Source organism: Aliivibrio sp. S2TY2, from assembly GCF_028765525.1.
Taxonomy (GTDB): domain Bacteria; phylum Pseudomonadota; class Gammaproteobacteria; order Enterobacterales; family Vibrionaceae; genus Aliivibrio; species Aliivibrio finisterrensis_A.
Genome location: NZ_JARACS010000009.1, coordinates 138,848 through 157,155, shown reverse-complemented (window position 1 = coordinate 157,155; position 18,308 = coordinate 138,848). Strand labels below are relative to the sequence as shown.

At 35.9% G+C, this 18,308-nt stretch carries 23 protein-coding genes; 6 read left to right on the top strand and 17 right to left on the bottom strand.

The features are described from left to right. Positions 1–31 precede the first annotated feature (31 nt). The 4 genes from PVK63_RS14480 (at position 32) to PVK63_RS14465 (ending at position 3,541) form a co-directional block, all read left to right on the top strand. A complete protein-coding gene (locus PVK63_RS14480) occupies positions 32–1,225 on the top strand; it encodes a hypothetical protein (RefSeq protein ID WP_274440608.1) in 1,194 nt (397 codons plus the stop codon). Between the two features lie 604 nt (positions 1,226–1,829). Beyond that, positions 1,830–1,973 carry a hypothetical protein gene (locus tag PVK63_RS14475; RefSeq protein WP_274440609.1) on the top strand — a complete coding sequence of 48 codons (144 nt, stop codon included), beginning with the start codon at positions 1,830–1,832 and terminating at the stop codon, positions 1,971–1,973. Positions 1,974–2,005: 32 nt separating this feature from the next. Next, complete coding sequence (locus PVK63_RS14470; protein ID WP_274440610.1) at positions 2,006–2,455, top strand: hypothetical protein; 450 nt, start codon at positions 2,006–2,008, stop codon at positions 2,453–2,455. A 696-nt stretch (positions 2,456–3,151) separates the two neighbouring features. Continuing rightward, positions 3,152–3,541: a hypothetical protein gene (locus tag PVK63_RS14465; protein WP_192957849.1), complete on the top strand. Its 390-nt coding sequence runs from the start codon at positions 3,152–3,154 to the stop codon at positions 3,539–3,541. 23 nt (positions 3,542–3,564) lie between these two features. Here PVK63_RS14465 and PVK63_RS14460 read toward each other — a convergent pair whose 3' ends face one another. From PVK63_RS14460 to PVK63_RS14380, 17 genes are all read right to left on the bottom strand, one after another. Then, positions 3,565–4,704, bottom strand: a complete 1,140-nt coding sequence (locus PVK63_RS14460; protein WP_274440611.1) for a GIY-YIG nuclease family protein — start codon at positions 4,702–4,704, stop codon at positions 3,565–3,567. Between the two features lie 77 nt (positions 4,705–4,781). Next, entirely contained in the window at positions 4,782–5,054 is a 273-nt protein-coding gene (locus PVK63_RS14455) for a hypothetical protein (protein ID WP_274440612.1), read from the bottom strand. Positions 5,055–5,071: 17 nt separating this feature from the next. Further along, positions 5,072–5,683 carry an RES domain-containing protein gene (locus PVK63_RS14450; protein WP_274440613.1) on the bottom strand — a complete coding sequence of 204 codons (612 nt, stop codon included), beginning with the start codon at positions 5,681–5,683 and terminating at the stop codon, positions 5,072–5,074. 3 nt (positions 5,684–5,686) lie between these two features. Beyond that, positions 5,687–6,583, bottom strand: a complete 897-nt coding sequence (locus PVK63_RS14445) for a hypothetical protein (protein ID WP_274440614.1) — start codon at positions 6,581–6,583, stop codon at positions 5,687–5,689. 142 nt (positions 6,584–6,725) lie between these two features. Continuing rightward, complete coding sequence (locus tag PVK63_RS14440; protein ID WP_274440615.1) at positions 6,726–7,028, bottom strand: hypothetical protein; 303 nt, start codon at positions 7,026–7,028, stop codon at positions 6,726–6,728. A 52-nt stretch (positions 7,029–7,080) separates the two neighbouring features. After that, positions 7,081–7,290 carry a hypothetical protein gene (locus PVK63_RS14435; RefSeq protein ID WP_274440616.1) on the bottom strand — a complete coding sequence of 70 codons (210 nt, stop codon included), beginning with the start codon at positions 7,288–7,290 and terminating at the stop codon, positions 7,081–7,083. A gap of 7 nt (positions 7,291–7,297) precedes the next feature. After that, positions 7,298–7,615 (bottom strand): hypothetical protein, encoded by a 318-nt coding sequence (locus PVK63_RS14430; RefSeq protein WP_192957856.1) that lies wholly within the window; start codon positions 7,613–7,615, stop codon positions 7,298–7,300. A gap of 36 nt (positions 7,616–7,651) precedes the next feature. Beyond that, positions 7,652–7,984, bottom strand: a complete 333-nt coding sequence (locus PVK63_RS14425) for a hypothetical protein (RefSeq protein WP_192957857.1) — start codon at positions 7,982–7,984, stop codon at positions 7,652–7,654. Positions 7,985–7,990: 6 nt separating this feature from the next. Beyond that, a complete protein-coding gene (locus PVK63_RS14420; protein WP_192957858.1) occupies positions 7,991–8,296 on the bottom strand; it encodes a hypothetical protein in 306 nt (101 codons plus the stop codon). Further along, positions 8,296–8,592 (bottom strand): helix-turn-helix domain-containing protein, encoded by a 297-nt coding sequence (locus PVK63_RS14415; RefSeq protein ID WP_130066549.1) that lies wholly within the window; start codon positions 8,590–8,592, stop codon positions 8,296–8,298. The genes PVK63_RS14420 and PVK63_RS14415 overlap by 1 nt, the downstream gene beginning before the upstream one ends. 1 nt (position 8,593) lies before the next feature. Further along, a complete protein-coding gene (locus PVK63_RS14410) occupies positions 8,594–11,680 on the bottom strand; it encodes a hypothetical protein (protein ID WP_274440617.1) in 3,087 nt (1,028 codons plus the stop codon). Between the two features lie 108 nt (positions 11,681–11,788). Beyond that, a complete protein-coding gene (locus tag PVK63_RS14405) occupies positions 11,789–12,013 on the bottom strand; it encodes a hypothetical protein (protein WP_274440618.1) in 225 nt (74 codons plus the stop codon). Between the two features lie 114 nt (positions 12,014–12,127). Next, a complete protein-coding gene (locus PVK63_RS14400; protein ID WP_255257978.1) occupies positions 12,128–12,481 on the bottom strand; it encodes a hypothetical protein in 354 nt (117 codons plus the stop codon). A gap of 20 nt (positions 12,482–12,501) precedes the next feature. After that, positions 12,502–12,714, bottom strand: a complete 213-nt coding sequence (locus PVK63_RS14395; protein WP_274440619.1) for a hypothetical protein — start codon at positions 12,712–12,714, stop codon at positions 12,502–12,504. 283 nt (positions 12,715–12,997) lie between these two features. Further along, positions 12,998–15,526, bottom strand: coding sequence for a fused MFS/spermidine synthase (locus PVK63_RS14390; protein ID WP_274440620.1), 2,529 nt, complete (start codon positions 15,524–15,526; stop codon positions 12,998–13,000). Between the two features lie 47 nt (positions 15,527–15,573). Beyond that, the gene (locus PVK63_RS14385) at positions 15,574–15,807 is read right to left on the bottom strand and encodes a hypothetical protein (RefSeq protein ID WP_192957863.1); all 234 of its coding nucleotides are present in this window, start codon (positions 15,805–15,807) and stop codon (positions 15,574–15,576) included. Continuing rightward, positions 15,792–16,583 (bottom strand): TfoX/Sxy family DNA transformation protein, encoded by a 792-nt coding sequence (locus PVK63_RS14380; RefSeq protein WP_274440621.1) that lies wholly within the window; start codon positions 16,581–16,583, stop codon positions 15,792–15,794. The genes PVK63_RS14385 and PVK63_RS14380 overlap by 16 nt, the downstream gene beginning before the upstream one ends. 428 nt (positions 16,584–17,011) lie before the next feature. Here PVK63_RS14380 and PVK63_RS14375 point away from each other — a divergent pair, with 428 nt between their 5' ends. After that, complete coding sequence (locus PVK63_RS14375; RefSeq protein WP_274440622.1) at positions 17,012–17,767, top strand: DNA/RNA non-specific endonuclease; 756 nt, start codon at positions 17,012–17,014, stop codon at positions 17,765–17,767. Positions 17,768–17,783: 16 nt separating this feature from the next. Continuing rightward, complete coding sequence (locus tag PVK63_RS14370; RefSeq protein WP_274440623.1) at positions 17,784–18,251, top strand: hypothetical protein; 468 nt, start codon at positions 17,784–17,786, stop codon at positions 18,249–18,251. Positions 18,252–18,308 lie beyond the last annotated feature (57 nt).

The window sequence follows — 18,308 nt, the reverse complement described above, 5'->3', positions numbered from 1 at the left end:
GTAGTATTACCTCTTTTATTGGAGTTTTAATATGCCGTCACCTAGAGGAAGAGGCTTCCCGTTTCCACCGCGTAGCTCTGCGGATTGGTTAGCCTGTCATATCACGTATGAACAAGCCGTTGACATGTTTTTTAACCAGACGGCAACACAGCAATCTATGGGACATAACCCTATAATTAGCACTAAAGTGTTCCGACAAGTCACCTATGCAACCATTCAAGAAGCACAACAAGTTCATACAGAAACGATGAATGCAGAGTATGAAGCGATCGAGCAAAGGGATTTAGCCAATGAAAACAGAGGCCATAAAATAGCAAAAATGATGAATGACCATGTAAGGAATAGGATTGTACCAACTGAGGACGGTTTAGAGTCATTAACCGCATATCGAAAGCCATTTGGTGAAAAGTGTGTATTTCCCCTTTCTTTGTTTGCCCAATCGCTTAATGGTGAATCAAGCAATCATACTCAAGCGAGCCAGAGTTTTGTTAATGAGACTCAAGGTAATGCCTCTTTCCAGCCAGAAATTAATCCTAAAAATGCTTATTGGCCTCCTTATAATTTTCTCGCGGAAGACGGAGAAAAAGAGATTCATGTTACTTATACGCAAGATGTTATTGAGACAACCGTTCTTGCTCCTGAAGAATGGACAGAATTTTTTGATATGCTCGATAAAACTCAAAATATAGGTGGCGCGGCTACTGGTGTTTACGATGCGTTTGATACCGCTAAAAAATTAGGTGGATTTGGTGTCACGGCTTATGTAAAAACGCATAATGGCGTTGATTACCTAATATTGAAAGGCTATAAACAACACATGAAAACGTTGCTCGCAGGTAATCGCTTTAAAGCCTCTAACCCTCAAGTTGTTAAGCTGGGCTTGGGGGCTTTAGATTCAGTTAAGGGCATGGCTCGTTATGTGAAAGTTACCGCTCCAATGGAGATATTAGTAGGCTCAGCCATTAACGTTTTACAGTATGTATTAAACGATGAATATACCCTAGGAAAGTTAGGTGTTGATCAGGCTAAGTTATTAATTGGTATTTTTAGTTCCACCGCTTTAGCTTCGGGAATCGCTGGTGTTCTTGCTGTTGCATCGATACCTATTACGTTTGTTGCCGGAACTATCATTTTGGTTGGTGCTAGTTTCACTGTCTGGGCCATAGATAAAAATACGGATTTTCAAAACAAAGTTGTAGAGGCATCCATTGAATATTTTAACTAGTATTTTTTTTATAGCATTTTTAATACTTTTAGTTTTTGGGTTTGGATATATGGCATATTTATATGCCAATCCTTTATTTTTACCAATTGAAGATATAGACAAAATTGTTTTTTCGTATATACCTTTACCATTTATAGCATTGTTCGGCTTCTTTGTTTTAACTATATCTATAGCCTTCATTTTACTTCCATTACAATTAATTCGAGGTAAAAGAAAGGAGTCGATGAAATGGTTTTACATTCCTATAATTATTGGTGTATTAATCGGAATAAGTGTTAACTATGCTAATTATTACTTAGTGATAAAGCCTAATAACATGATTGAATGTCCTAAGAAAATAGGCTACAAGAAAAATCTTATGCGCGATTATGTAAAAGACATTTCACAGTGTGAGAAATTTTAGGTATTACTGATCCCCATATTGCTGCGGACATTGTGGAAAGCAAAAAGGTAAAAAAATACCCAATTAACAGCCCTATGAGTCCTAAAACACGAGCGAATGGATTGAAAGGAGCTGGCGTATTAACGTTTGAGGTATCAGCTGCGATAACAACCACAAGTCTTGTTTTTAAATACAATTATCATTTGGTTGATTGGTTCGGTAATGTTGGTTGCAAATATGTTTAAAGCATTGCTACAGTTCGGTGTGGGTGACGCTGTGTTATTTATTGCATTGACTGGAAGTTTTGCTATTTGGGCTGGATTATTTTCCGTATTTGTTGCTTATGTAGCTGTGGGGATAATATAAGGTAAATGATGAGATAGTTAAGGGCTTAGAAAATGCCGTCAGTTAAAATGAGATTACTAGGTGCCGTGTTGGCATTAATATCAATATTAATGTTTTCTGTTCTGAGTTTTGGGGCATGGAATGATTATCATAGTATATTAAATTTAGATGAATATATTTCATTCTCACCATTAATTTACTTTTCACCTATTGCTTTTTTTATCCCCTCCGTAATGATGTTTTATTATGGAGTGTATGTTTTAATTAAAGGAGTTAAGGCAAAGTCGTTTATAAACGATAAAGTTGAATCCGCAGTAACACCTTGTGTATTTCCTTTAATGTATTTAAGTGCTTTTATTGCGGTAATACTAACTATACACACATTCTTTCTTTTATACCTAAATAACTATACTTATATGCCACAATCACACAAAACAATATACCTAGATTACATAAAGGTAAATGATAGGATAATTGAGGGGTTAAACAGTGCAGTCAATTAAAATGAGGCTTTCAATTATAATTCTAAATGTTTTCATGTTGGTTCTACTTAACAAATGGAGTCTTAGGGGATTATCAAGACATAATAAGTAATCAAAATATAATAGACTGTCATTAATAACATTAGTCGTACCTGTTGCTGGTTTAGGCTTTCGGGGTCCAAGGTGCAACGGAACGGGTTTCTATAGTAAGAAATATTTCTTTAAATATCAATGGAATAACCATTACATAAGGGCTAGTATTTGATGCTCTTTGGGCTGCTTCTACCGTTTGTGGGGGAAAGTCGAATTTAGTTCCTAGGCTTGATTTTTTGGTAGTCAATTAGGATAGACTACAGCTATTAATATCCTTGGCTTAATTGAGTATAGAACATTTGGCCTAGATTATTAAGTGTGGCTAAAAATAAGAAATAGGAATTTAAATTGGCCATGTTGATTTTGACTACTTAAATTAACCATTTGGACTAAAAATCACATTGTGAGAGTAAAGATAGGAGCAGCAACAAATTCCTTATAGTAGTTTTTCGTTCCGTTGCACCTTAGACCCATATATACAAACACCTAATTACCAATGATTTTTCTGAAAAACAAATAACGAAATCCATTCATAAATAACGATTATCTTCATTGTTACCGAGCGTCTTTATCGCTATCGTTTAAATATATTGATGCGCTAATTTAAGCAAAGGAAATAATGAAATGAGTAGATTTAATGATCTAAATAATTGCAAAGAAACATTAGTTGAATGCGAGTTTCCAGCAGCTAATCGACGGGTTGGAATTCGCATTGGATTTCCATTTTTTAACAGTTGTTTTGAACAACATTCATGCGAAGTTGATTACGAGCGTCCATCATTAAATACACAAACGGCATGTAGAATTACTCCAGTAGATGAACTCAACACTCAAGTCATATTGAGCGGTGAATCTGTAATTGAAGGGTTAGATTTGAAAATTGCAGAATTAGTAGGACATCGCAAACGTATGGCTTTGTATGTTGAAGATGTAAAAACGGGTAAGCTCGATATAGAAGCGATGGCTCAAGAACAAATTGCTCTACTAAAAAAAGAAGAAGATAAAGCAACATAACTTTACTAAATCCCCTATTCCTCCTATTCCATTGTGGCTTTTACACGTTTCACAGTTGAGCGTCCTTTACCTGTACTCTCTGCCGTTTGATTGATAGAGATCCCATGATCTAAACAAGCCACAATATCAGAATGCTTTGATAGAAAATCATCACTACTTAATGTTGTTCCCTTTGGACGACCAAACTTACCATTTTCACGTTGAGTTAGAATGATACCGCGCTTTGAAGCAGCTAAGCGTTTTTCCTCGTATTTCCAACGCCCTGTTACTATAAATCTTTCATTTATATTGAAAGGTTCAGGGTTATTCGCGAGCTTAGTAAATTCTGTTTTCAACCTTTTTGATGATCTCTTATCAAGAATTAAATATTCAGTATGATTACCAATATTAGCTAGCTGTTTGCTGTAACGATAAAATACGTATTTTTCGACATGGCCTGAATTCATAACAACTCGTAAAATCTTGCTTTTTACCACACTTTGATTAGTCGCTTTTTCTAAGTCCAGTACTGTTTCTTTCAAACGTTGTGCTGGTTCTCTCTGCGTTCGTCCTACTTTATGAATAATCGATTTATCATCTAATTGATACTCAAATAAATATAATGACGCTTTAAGTAAAGACTGTTGACGATATGCCTCAATGTCTAGCCATGCTCGATGTTTAATCCCTTCCTCTATACCATCGCGTAATGCCTGTATACGATCACGTAAAGCACTGCGCATCCAATGGCTAAAATCATGCAGGGTTAAGCTTCCAAGTATTATTCTGGAGGTGTCAGTAAAAAGTAAGTTATCGGTCCAAGTGTCTTGTTTAAAAAGCTCATCATGAATTAGATGAGAAATCTGACCTTGTTTAGATTTCCAATGCTGGAATACATTTGGGGATTTACTGTCGGCTTGATAGCCTTCTTTTAGAGCTTCAACTACAGCTATTGAATAGTTAAGATGAAAATGATGCCAAGCAGGGATTTGGGGAATTTCGTTAAGTGACTCGTTACACGTTGGTCCATCATGACGAAAGTGAGACGCTTTCTGTTGCCCTTTAACAGCAATCAAAGGACAATCACAGAATGGACAAGTTAGCTCGCCTCTTCCTGATTTTTGTGAATCTACGTGATAAAAATCACCTTGCTTATTTTTTCCAAGGCTTAAATAAACGGACATAAATAACCATACTTTTTTGAACCCACCTAATTATAATTTTAGCTAGGTTCAAATAAGTGTGCAAGTTTTAAGCTTAATTAATAGTCTGGGGTATCAGGAAGATGATCGAAGGTGTTTTGCGGCTCCATTAACTTATGACTTGCTGTTGCATCTGGATAATACTTATTCACTTCTTCTATCGTTTCAAAATAATCAAAGTAAGTCTTACAGTCTTGGCCAGCTAACACACTACTAGTAGGGTAAATACCCCAACCATACACATTAAAGCCACCACGTTCGGAAACCTGATAAGTAAAATGTGAAGGCTCTTGTCCATAAATCAATTTAGGCTTAGCTTGGCTAGTTTTCATAGGGATACTCTCTATCTTTAATTATTAAGTGCATTGTTAGGGATAAGACACTCTAATGCTCTCGCTGCATCTTGAACTTTAAACATGCCTGTCGGATGCAGTAAGTACTCTGAAACACGCTCAACAAAATCATTTTTTGTCGCATTCTTACCAAAGACAACAAACACACGTTGCCCACTGATCCCACGTTGAATTCCATCCCATACAAAGCCATCAATGTCCTCGTATTTAGGAATACAAAGCACTGTCTCGGCAAATAGACGTAACTTAGAATAAGAGTGTTGTCCTCTACCTAATAGCCCTGATATTGCATCGACTTTGTTAAGATCTAAAAAAACTAGCTCGCGTTGTGAATCAAGTTGAGCTAATTTTTTAAATTCTATATCTGCTGACACGAATTTATGCAGCCCTTGGTCATTAACTCGCATGATGGTTTCTGAAAACGCATCAATGTAATGAGAGGCAATGTAAAGCACTCCAACAAAATCCTTATCTTGGCTACTTAAACGGATTGGGTCAAAGCGACCACCACCTTTTCCTGAAGCGTTAAATTCATTCGAGTCACGAACCTCACTATGAATACGATAAAAGCGAGAAAACTCAGGTAAAACGTACAATTCATCGCTCATCGTTTACCCTTCCGTTGAAGCTGAAATTACTTTTAACGGAATTTCTTTTTCATCAGTAATCATAGAATCAACAAACTCATCAAATAAGTCTGTTTCTCCACCTTCTAACAAAGATAATGGGGTTGCTGAAACCACACCTGACGAATCCGCATTATCATCAATAAAAGCGGTTATATCGTCCAGAGATGTGATTGTTTTTGCCTTTTGTTCCACCACATCAAAATCGGGTACTGACATATACTGCGTTATAGTGTGCATTTCTGTTAGCCAAAACGAAATATCCCAACCAGACATATATTTAGACAGTTTTGGGATAGATTGAACTAGCTCAGTATAAACGCTTGCTTCTTTATCGAGTTGAAAAGCTGGATATGAATAATTTTCATTAATCTTAACGGCTAAGACCATGTTGTTTTCACGCATACGGTTCATATAACGGCTTGGATTAGAATCAGTTACACCTAACGCCTTAACAAACTCTTTCGCATTTAATAGGCTATGATGAGCCATAAAATCGCTTCGTTTTTTTAAAAAACGTTGAGTAAGAATCAATGCAGACTCAGATATTTCTTCAATGCCACTTTTTTCTAATTCATCAATGACTTTAACGCTATTATCCGTAGTCAATTTTAAAAATGCATTTACCGCACCAACAAGATTATTCACTGCCGTTGCTTTTTGTTCCTCGTTAGCTTTTGCTTTACCTCGTAGCCCTTTTACTCTGACATATCTTGGAATTGGAGCAATCGCATATCCATGATCAGTACGAACATGTTGAGCAATACCACCAACAATCAAATTAGTGACCATGATTAATGATGTATCAGCTTCAGATTGCTCAAAATTATGATGATGACTCAAATCTTGATCAATTAATGTTTCTGCTAATAACGCATTCATAAAACACTCCTTTTTTGTGCGTATAGATGGTAAGCGTTTAAATTAATATACCAAGTATACACGCAAAATAAAAAGGTGGTAGAAAAACAAGCAAAATAGAATGATTAGTTAACCGAATAAATGTGCATGTATCGAAATCCAACTAGCAGCCCTTACCATTTCCACTTACCGTAACTGAATCAACCTCTATACCTTCTGAATCCCTCTTATTCGTTGTTGGTTTTTCCAAAAAATTGTCGATAAATTTCTTGTAATCAATAAATACAAATAAGCCTTTTCTAATTGCTTTCAGATAAGAGATTGACTGTATAAATTTACGCTCACTGTCCGTTACATTAAGGATCCGCGTAAAGGTACGTAACCAAAAATTGATAAACAAACCACATAGCCCCCATAAACAACAAAGCCATCCTATAAAGAGAGCTACACTTAATAAATCTTCCATTTTAAATTCCTTAAATTAACCAAGTATCTAACCTTTTCTCAATCTAAAAGGATCACTCGTCGTCGTCACAAACACTGCACTGACTTCCGAGGGAATCACAACCACAATCTAACTCATCATTATTAACACTATTAAAACCTGCTAGAAAATCATCATAACGCTGAGAGTTTTCATTAAGTTTAATGATCGCACTGTTCTCTATTGCGATTCTTTTTAATGCAGCATTTTTGCCTTCTTGATATGCAATACTATTTTCCATCATTCATTCCTTAAATTAAGCGTTTAACAGGTAAGTATCGAAATCCAACTAGACCATGGTGCTTAGCAAAGTTTTTTGCATCTTGTTTCGTCTTGAAAGGATACACCCCATGATCATTTAATGTCTCTATTGCACTATCTACATTCTTAACCATCCAAACATCATCACACACCGCTGTAGTCGCTTTTATCTCACGGCACGAGACTTCACCACACTCATTCACTGTTGAGCTACATTTTGTGGTGTCATAGCTAAGCACGACATCAACAAGATTGCCCTGTGGAGTAAAAAAGCTCGGGTACTTATGAGCACTAACTAGGTAAATCATCCAATAAATCCTTTTTTAAATAACTTAAATTTTCGGTTATTTATACTTCTCACAAAGAACTTTTCTTATTTCAGATTTACTCATATAAGGCAATTCTGGGTGTTCATTTTTTACTGTATAACTAAATCGCTCATTAGGTATTTCTTTAATGCTAAATGTAGTGACTACCATACCTTTAGCTTTCCCAACCAATTCGTACTCATCTATAAAGCAACCACTTAACCAATTTACTTCAATGAGCCCCCAAACTTGTTTGTAATTTTGTTTTTCATGAACCCATATTTTAACTTTATGAGCCATAAAGTTACCTCTAATCAAAAGCTCTGAAAAGTCAGCTTCAAGTGGTGGCTTTGATATTATATATGTCATATAACCTTATTCTCTTTGATCTTTAAAATGCTTCTTAAACGCACGGTAAAGCATATTGTGGGCTTCTATCTCATCTTTCGTATTCGACACAAAGAAAGATGGAAAATATTTGTGAGGAGCTATTGAGCGCTTACTCTCCATTGCCTCATTTGGTGCATTAAACAAACCGTCCTTTTTATAATCTGTCGTTGTCGCAATATAAATCCACTTGGAATCAACAAAGGATTCTGTTTTGCTAAAAGCAGCTTTGCTACTCCATTCAAACAACGTTAAAACTCCTTGCTCTTTAGCTACAGCAAATACCTTAGCCATTAAGTGTTCTCCAATGCTGTGCAACCAGCGCAATTGATTACATCATCTATTTGAAAAGCAATTTGCTTGGGATCGGTTAATCCCCAACTAATTAAAGAGTAGCTTTGGTTTCTTGCGGTTCCCTGCTTCACTATTTCTATTCCATAATCAGCAAGTGATTCAATACAGGTATACACGGTTCTTTGGCCAAGGCCTGTTACTTCAATAATCTTCGCTTGCGTGTCAGCTCTACCCGACGATATGAGATAGGCAATGTACATGCGCTTAAAATAGGCTTCTTTGGTTCTAGAATTCATGCTAATTACCCAAATCAAATAATGAAAGAGTATTTTCTGAGAATCCTGACTCAATAAGCCATTGAGAGATATCAACATCAAGCGCCTCACAACGGATGGACACTATCATTAGCATTTCAAATTCAGACAAATGTGAACGAACAAGTCGGGCAACCTTTGGGTACGATTTAGATAAAATATTTTCTGAATCTACTTGTCTGCATTGTAGAAGTGAGCTAATAAAATTCAAGATTAGTGACTTATGCTCAAACTGTAGTAAATCAGAAAGAGAATGGTATAGGTTCACAATCATTCTAATTGGGTAAATCGCCATTCCTTCCCAATGTGTTTCTGATAGCGATGAAAAATCAGATCTCTTTTGAATTAATCGTGTTGGAAGGAGCAACGTTGGGTGGTGGACATCAGTGTATTTTGAGTATTCTTTTTTATACGCAGATATCTCCTTACTCGATAATATAACGTCCATCAAATCTAACATCGATGAGCAGCGAGTATTGTCATCAGTACTTTCAATGCCCTCTTGGTACATTGCAAGAAATGACGATGACAGATTATCACCACGATTCAAGTGTTGTGATAATTTCTGAGCTTGTGCGACATCTTTGGTATAAGAGCGCTTAACGTACTCACTTTTTAGTCTTGCTACATATTGTGAGATGTCTTGCTCTAACAGCTCTTGTGGGGATAACTCCACTTTATCAGTATCCCACGGCAAGTGTATTCTGCTGATCCCCTTTTGCTTATGAATGCTCTCAACATCTTCCAGTGAAATACCAGAAAAATGCGCAGAACTAAATACATGAACAATGCGATAACTTAATAATTCATCAGTCAACAATCCAATTTGGGACCATTGATTATCAATAACAGAGTAAAGTTCGACATAATCAGGGAAGCGATATCCGTAATGCTGATCTTGAACTCTTGATTGATACGGCAAATCATAAACGGTCGTAGCCTCAACGCCCACCACCAAGTCACGCCCATTACTGGCAATAAATAATAATTTCTTATTATGTTCGCTTGCCAAAAATTCAACCGTATCGATGAATGATGCTTCTACATGGTAAGAATCTTGAGCCAACTTAGCGATACTGGTAATCAACTTACTTGATGGTAATGCTAACGTTGAGCGAGCTTTGGTATTTTTAGATAACCACTTTAGGATCAATAGCAGTAAATCATCGTTATTAAGTTCAGGTAAACGATCTTGAAGTTCATTGCGGAGTGATAGCGTTTCTTCGTTAAGGTTTTTCAGAAAAACATAGGCGGTCATCAGTGATTGCATTCGAGATCTAATTGTTGGCCGTGCTACGCGAGAAGAAAGAATGGTTTCCAACTCAGAAAGTCGTATAGACATCATATTAAGCATGTTTTCTGTATATTCAGGATTAATTGAAACTCTAGCAAGCTTCTCCTCATCGGCTTTATCGCTATAACCCTCATACACCGTTGGTACACTGACTGAAATCGCTCCCTTACTTTGACTCACAATAAGCACACTAAAGCGCTCATTAGCGTAATAGTCCTGTCTTGGTTCAAAATTATTGTATTTACTTGAGCTAAAGTAATATAAACCTTTTGCATTCTCAGGAGTTATCACCCCTGCATTAAATACAATAAAGTCATTTATTTTGTGTACACAGATAAAATGAGATCCAAGCCACTTCCTCGGGGATGCAGCAACCGTGTCACCACCAATTAAAAAATCTTCATCGTTAATTAAATTAATGTTCTTAGCTATCAGTTCAGGGGTGAATAAACTTGCGCCATAAGCTTCCTCAGCTAACGCACCAAAAACAACATGTTCACCCGTACTTTGTCTATCAATGATCCCTTGAAATATTGCCGCGACTTTAGAATACATTTGATTTAATGATTCAATCTTCTTTTGTGCATCCGTAAGCTCAGTATCATCGGCATCAATTACATTAGACAGTTGACTATCCATCTCAGCTTGTGTGGGGAACAAGCGATCTTGATAATCAATTGGGGAGTAAATGCAACTCACACGCTGACCATCACGAATTAATAACCCAACGCTACGGTTTTTTCTATTTGCAATCAGATCACCAAGACCACCACCGTAATCCTTCTTCTCTCGTCTTGATTGAAAGCAGATGACGGAACGCTCACTAGGTAAGATGCGTTCTAAAAACTCAGGCTCATCAGCCAATCGTTTGAAGAAATGGTCATCGTTAGTGTAATCAAATTCACCATCGGAAAATAAACTATGAGTTAGCATTTCTTCATCAGCGTAAATCTTATGACAAAAGAAATTAATCTTAGCTTTGCTGGTTGATTCAGGCTTATCAATAAGAGTAAAACAGTCAACCCCTTCACCTAAGTACAGGTTCAACATATCAACTTTGCTCATTACTCCATTAACTGAGTCTTGCATAAAGCGAGCTTGCCCCTGAACAGCTTGAGCTTTCTCAGTTAATATTGAGGCGCTAAAAGAAATCACTTGTGATAACTCATTGGATTTCACCTTTGAGTATGTTCCTACCACCTCACCAAGCGCTTTTTGATTTAGTAGCTGTCGTCGTACAACGTCCACAGACTGGCCATTAACCAAAGGAATGATAGTGTGTTCATTACTGCGGTTATGCTCGGGAGAAGGCAATACAGGTATACTAAAATCGATTTCAGAGAGACCACTCTTTATCTCTTCATTGCTTGATGTTCGAATTAATTCATAAATGGATTCAGGGTTAGATAATGCCATTTGCATTTCACTCTGAATTTCTTTGACTTGCGATTCAAAATCATCAAGTAACTCTCGACGTTCTTTCTCTGCGGTTTCAGGAGCGACATAAGTAAAGTGCAATTCAAAATCTTTAAACGAAATGCATTGTGAGTCCGAGTATGACGTTTCATGTTTAGGGATATGGAGAGTAAGGTTATGAAGATCACCACTAATAGCGTGATAATCCATGCCAGTGATGATGTATATGTTATTTGGGGTGAAATACTTACTTAAAACCGTTTCCCCCATAGGTTCGAATCGTGAATAATCACCATGCGTAATTTTAGTTCGATGGTCCTCTTTTTCTATACATGATTCATACTTTTTAACATCACTCATGATCTACATTACCTATCCATATACGATAGAGTTAATCTAACACCACTAATGTTACATATCAATCTTAATACGATAATTGACCTGTATTATTTTTCTAAAAAACAGTACCTATTTATTCAAAAGAATCAAAGAGAATTGAGCAGCATCTGACTCACTAAAATTACCTAATTTATATGGTCCACATTTACACATGATGCAATACCAGCCACTATTTAAACGGGGCTTTTCTTGGTTTGGGATAACCGTAAAAAGTTTATGCTCCATCTCCTCTGCACCACAAGAGGGGCATGGTGGTGGAGACCAGTTTTTTATCATTGATAACATATCCGTCATTGTTAAATTCACCGCCACTTATTATTTATAAACATGATTAATGATCAGAATAAAGAAAAAACACTCAGCATTATCAAGTGCTAAGTGTTTTATTATCGCTGCTCTACCTAAAGCCTATTTAAAAAAATCTTTAACAATCTGTATCAATTGCTTTATCGCCTCTATCGACTCTTTAAAATTCAACCACGAGACTGAACCAGAAACAAAAGCCAGCGCCCATACAATCCCTACAGTTCCACCATCTCTTAAAACATACTCAGCGAATAAGAACGAAACAACAAACCCACCAATTACACCTTGAATAACCCAACCAAAGAGCCAACCGAGCCGCTTCTTAGTTATTCTATTATCATTAACATCATCACTTCCCTCGCTTGGGTAGTTTTTACTTCCCAGCCAATTAAACAAAGCACATGTTGCAGATGTCAAAACACCAGCGGCAATTGCACCGCCAAAATATAAAATCACATTCAAATTTATCTCCTTAATTAAATTTCATTTTTTTTACTATCAGCCAACAATATTGCACTTTCAATATCAACAATTTTGTATTCATCAGGACATTCAACCCATTTCGCAACAAAAGGTTCTTCATTAATTTGAATATAACAAAGATCTGGTTTTGGCCAGAAGTAATCAACCGCATAAACAAGTGAAAGGATTGTTGCTACAACTAATCCTATTGGTTCTCTACATATCATAATAATTATAATTCCTTTATAAAAATATTATTAACGTTTTATATTTCTTATTTGTTCGAAGCGTTTCCCATTCAACAAAACCATCAATCCAAAAAAAACACTCGTCATTAAAATAAGTAGCTCATAAACTCCTGATTCTATATTTAGATTCTCTCCATTTATTCTTTTGTATTGAATAAAAATAACAAAGAAAAAATTACCCAGAATAGAAGCCACAAACATAAAGTAAAATGTGGTTGCTATTAAACCCCTAAATCTTTTCATTAAAATATACCTATGCAATCTATTTAGAATGAGACGAAATCAACCAATCCACATACGGATCACCTTTAAATCGTCCATAATCAGTCTTATTGAAAGCACCCGTTAACATCAACCGTTGTAGTTGGTTCTTGTGTTTTAAATCAAGCTGGTAACTCTTAGGTACAGCTATAGATTTAGATTGTTCAAGTACGGTTAGTATTTCTTGATAAGTAAATAAAATATCATCTATAAATAGGTTGTACTGGTCTACTTCTAATAGAGCGTTATCATCAGTAATAAGCTTAGAGTCATTCAAATAAGAGAGAAAATCATTATTAGACCCAAGATAGGTAGCGATTAAATCCGTCGTGTTTTCTATTCCAACCTCTGCAAGCGAACTCGCTATCTTAGGGTTAGCATCCCATTTGAATTGAATATCAGAAAACGTGAGTTTATTAAATGGATGGTCTGAGCCGATAATTAAAGCTTCAAATCTTTCTGTATACCACACATTAACGAATTTAAAGTTTTCCATCATTGTGTTTAATATGGCACGAGAGGCCATAGAGCTCTGAGTCGTTAACGGGAACCACTGCGCAACAATTCCATCTCTGTTCATTCTGGCTTTAGCTAATTGATAGAATTCTGAAGAATACAAATTATTAACACCAGCACTTGACGGTGGTGGTGGCTCAAGAGTAATAATGTCATACATCTTATCTGTTTTAGCTAGCTGAAGACGCCCGTCACCAATCGTAACGTTCACTTTATCTTGATTGACGATATCGTAATTACTCTCTTTGAATAATTGAGTTGCTTCAATCATATCGGGTAACAATTCAAATACATCAACCGACTTAATGGAATCAACCTGAGAGAAAGCACCAGCCGTGATACCCGTTCCCAAACCAATGACTAATGCATCTTTTGGCTCTGAATTATGAACAAAGTAAGGTAAGTAAGACTGTAAACGCATATAACGTAAAGAAGGCATCGAGTCAGCAGTATTCGATTCACCACGAACAAACAATCGCTTAAATGAATCACTACCTGAATTTTCCTGAAAAACAGAAATTGAGTACCCTTTACCTTCAGTAAAAAATACTGACTCGGTTTCTGTTCCCTCATATCTCTCAGCTAATAGAAGGTGTGTTTTGTTCGTTGGCAGTGCGTGTTGAATGACAAAACCACATGACAGTAATATGGCTATAAATGCCCACTTTTTAGTACCTTGATTTTTTAATGATAAGAAAGTAATAAATACAATACCAATCCACATGATCACCTTTAATGAAGGGACCACACCAAGTGAAGGGATTAATATAAATCCAGTAAGTATTGTTGCTAATACGCCTGCTAGCGTGTTAGTTCCTAATAAAACGCCAGTATCTAATGCAGCATCAGAACGTCGCGATATTTTGATAACCAGTGGAAAAATAGCCCCGAACAAAATGCTTGGGATGAAAACTGTAAACAATACAATTGGAAATATATTTAACACTTCTAATATTCTCAATTGCCAATAAGTATGAGGAACCGATGGGTCGCCATTCAAGTATTCAAAGAATGAAACCACAAAGTAAAAAATATCATTGGACGCATGAAACGCTAGGCTTTGCGATAAAAAGAAAATAAAACATAGCGGTGATATGACTGATAGTGAAGATAAAATAAGCACACTTCGGTATGCGGCTTTTCTCGATAATGTCAAAGAAGCAAAGAACGTACTGCCAATACCAAGGCCACCAAGCATCACCGTCACAATGACTGAATAGTTAATGCTTCTTGATGGGATTATTTGATTCAATAATTGTAGCCATGATATTTCATAGGAAAGTGAGCAGAAACCAGTAAGGGCATAAAGAGCGATAAGATCGTAACGGGGGGAAACGGATGATGTCGCCTTACTTGGAAGAGGTTTACTTATTACATTCTTTTCAACCCAGAAACCAACCACCACAATAAAAGCATTCAATGAATAAAGGACGTATAAACTTTTGGTCACACCAAGTAAGGGAAGTAATACGCTAGCTGATAAAAATAGCCCTAACATCGCACCGAATAAGTTAACACCATATACAACCCCTTCATGCAAAGGGTGTTCAAGTTTTATGAATAGCCTGATCAATGCTAATAATGTCCCCCCCATAAAAAACGCTGGAATTGCAAAAGTGATACCTGTTACAACAAGTGCGCCAATACCTAGCATTTCAGATAAGTTCAAATAAAGCCAAAGAGATTGCGATATGAATGAGCATAAAATAGCTAAAGCAGTAACATAGAATTCAAGCTTATAATAAGCAAGATCACGAAATTTATCTCTGGAAAAAAAGAGTGTGCCTAAGCCTAATCCTAAAAAGAAACCAGCGATAACGACACTGCTAGAATATAAATCAACACCAACGGTAACGGTTAAAGATTTAAACCAAAAATACTGATAGCCTAAAGACGCAAAACCAGAAATAAATGTGAGAAGGTATAAAACACCTCTCTTATTCAATTTAACATTTAAGGATTTAGATTGAATCGAACAATCAGACCCTTTCAATGAATTTTCATTTGCATTCATAACAACTTCCTGTAATTAACATATTTCCTAAACAATATAATAAATGGCTAAACTGCTTCTAAAAAAACTTCCAGATATTCATGCTCATCTCTATTCAATAGATCATCTATATGCAATCCTTCTTCATACGATAATGGTTTACCTCCAACAAGAGCCCAACGATGTTCATTTTTTAAAAAACCTTTCTTCCCCGAGATTATTGAATCTCTATTAGTTATATGAGAATCACCATTTAATAAAATATAATTTCTTGACTCATAAAGAGTTAAGCCATTGCCCATGATTTACATCCCATAACGTTATGAATACTTTTTCTGGTCTGTATTTTTCCTTCATATTGTTGAACTAGAGTTTCACGTTCACTATTAGTTAATAATGAAAAATGTTTATAGTTCAATGCAGCATGTAAAGAAAAGAGCATTGCATAGCTGGCATTACTATTAATTTTCCTGATCGCCCGAAATGCTTTAACCGCTCCTATCTGTTCTAATTCTGGAATATTATTTACTCCAGCCTTAATTAAAATTCGCTTGAGTGCTGCGGTTATATTTGGGAGCTTTCTCAAATCATTTGCTTTACTGATATTGTTATCTTCTTTAACGCATAACAAGTAAGACCCTTGCAATATTTGCGCTACTTTATTTTTTTCTTTAACCGATATTGGAATGGAGTACCAGAAATTATTTGTAGAAAAATACGTTGGACGTTTACAAGGATTACTTACAGGATTCTCTATGGCCACATGTAATGACGTAATTTCTTCAGCAGCTAAGCTCTGACGTTTGTTTCCACCCTTTGCATTATTAACCTTCGGTATTAATTGGCTACCAAGACTTATCCAATACTGGAGCATTTTTTCAGGCACTCGAAAATAAAAAGATCCTTCATGAACTTTTAAAAACATAACATCCTTGTATGTAAATAAGCCACCACCGAATAATTGACGATATAAAACATCATTCATATCCCACTCCAGCATTTCAGCTAACTCATAAACAAAGGCCTTAATGTCTGAAGGTTTAACATCCATCTTAGAAAGCTCTAGTAAATTTTCCATAATCAACCTAATCCACCTAATTGTTAGAACAATTTTAAACAGTTACAGTGTCACCTATAGACTCACAATGCACATACATAATCTTATCGCATTGAGACAACACTCCTTTGGGTCATAATTAGCGCAACAAAAGGGTTATTTTGTTGCGCTAACTTTATAACCATCACTTAACGTAGTTATTATATGTTTTTTTCATAAAGCGGTCACCTATGTATAGTGGTTAATTTTCATAAAAAACAAACCAAATTACACAGAAAACACTTTTCAGGAAAATACTTAAAATATTCTTAAATTTGATAATAAACCATAAAGATACAACAAACGTCAGATTTGATATCACAAATAATTCACATATAATCACTATCAACTTTATTTTTTATATAATGCTATTACAATGATATTCTAACGTTGTAATTTTGGTGAAAAACATGCTCATACCATTCAAAAAGAAAATAATCGCTACTGCTTGCTTTGCTTCACTGACATTAGCCTCAATATTGCCACTATCAGTACATGCAGATCCTATTTATCAGATTGCTTATAAGAATTTTGATATTTGGATTAATTGTGAAACCAAAAGTGCGATTCAATGGAAGTATGTTGCCGTCAAAGATATTGCAAACTACGACCGCTATAATCGATTTTTTCGTGACCCTAATTTACCAAGTAAATGCCAACAAACATCAGTATCAACATACAAAACAAAAAAAGATGACGTTAAATATGATAGAGGCCATTTGGTCCCTGCAAATTCGCAAGATAGTAGTGACTTAGCGATTAAACAAAGCAATATTATGACAAACGTCCTACCGCAAGCAGCTCAAATGAACAGGGGCTCATGGCTGGTCACTGAGCAATATGTAGAGTGCAGAAGAGATAAATCTGACGTAACAGTGATAGGTGGTGTATTCACTGGAGAAACCCCTGAAAATGGTGACTTCATGATCAGCCACGGCATTAAAGCCCCTGAAGCATTTTGGAAAGTTGCTTATTACGGGAATGAAGTTATTGCATGGTGGATCCCAAACTCTCCTACAGCTACAGCAAATCAAATTGACAACTACATTGTAACTACTGCTGAAATAGAGCAACGAATTGGCCAAAAAATAGATGTCCCCATTTTTTTGAAAAACAAAAAACCATTAAAAACTAACGCTAGAGTTTCTGGCTGCAACCTAAGTTAAAGGAGAAGGAATATGTATGGATACGTATGATACAACAGACATACCGCCTGTTTTTTCAATCAGTTCCACAGCAAAATTGAAATTTTTTCCATTGAAGCTTCATTTACCCCATCAAATACGGCACGAAAAGGACCAATTAAATAATGTTCCATTTTTGCCAATGAATAATATTGAAGGGGTAACACTATCAAGTGAAACAAGCCAAACATTTTTAAATATCTATCATCAACTAACAACGGGAGAAGGAAAGCAGTTAAAGAACTATACACTGTCATCAGATAGAACTCGTTTAATCAGCCAAGAATCAGAAAGTCATCCTGTTCTTGCTTTTATACAATTAAGAGATTGGATAAACGCCATCGTTTATGAAACGCGAAGGCTTAAATGTGAGGGAGCCGAAGAGGTAAACAACATATTTAAAGTTATGACTGAATGGCGTTGGGAGCACCAAGCATGCGTCATTATGGTAGTCTTAGTGCAATAAATTAAGAAAATACATGCTCATTAGTATATCAATATATAAACATATCATAGAGCGTAT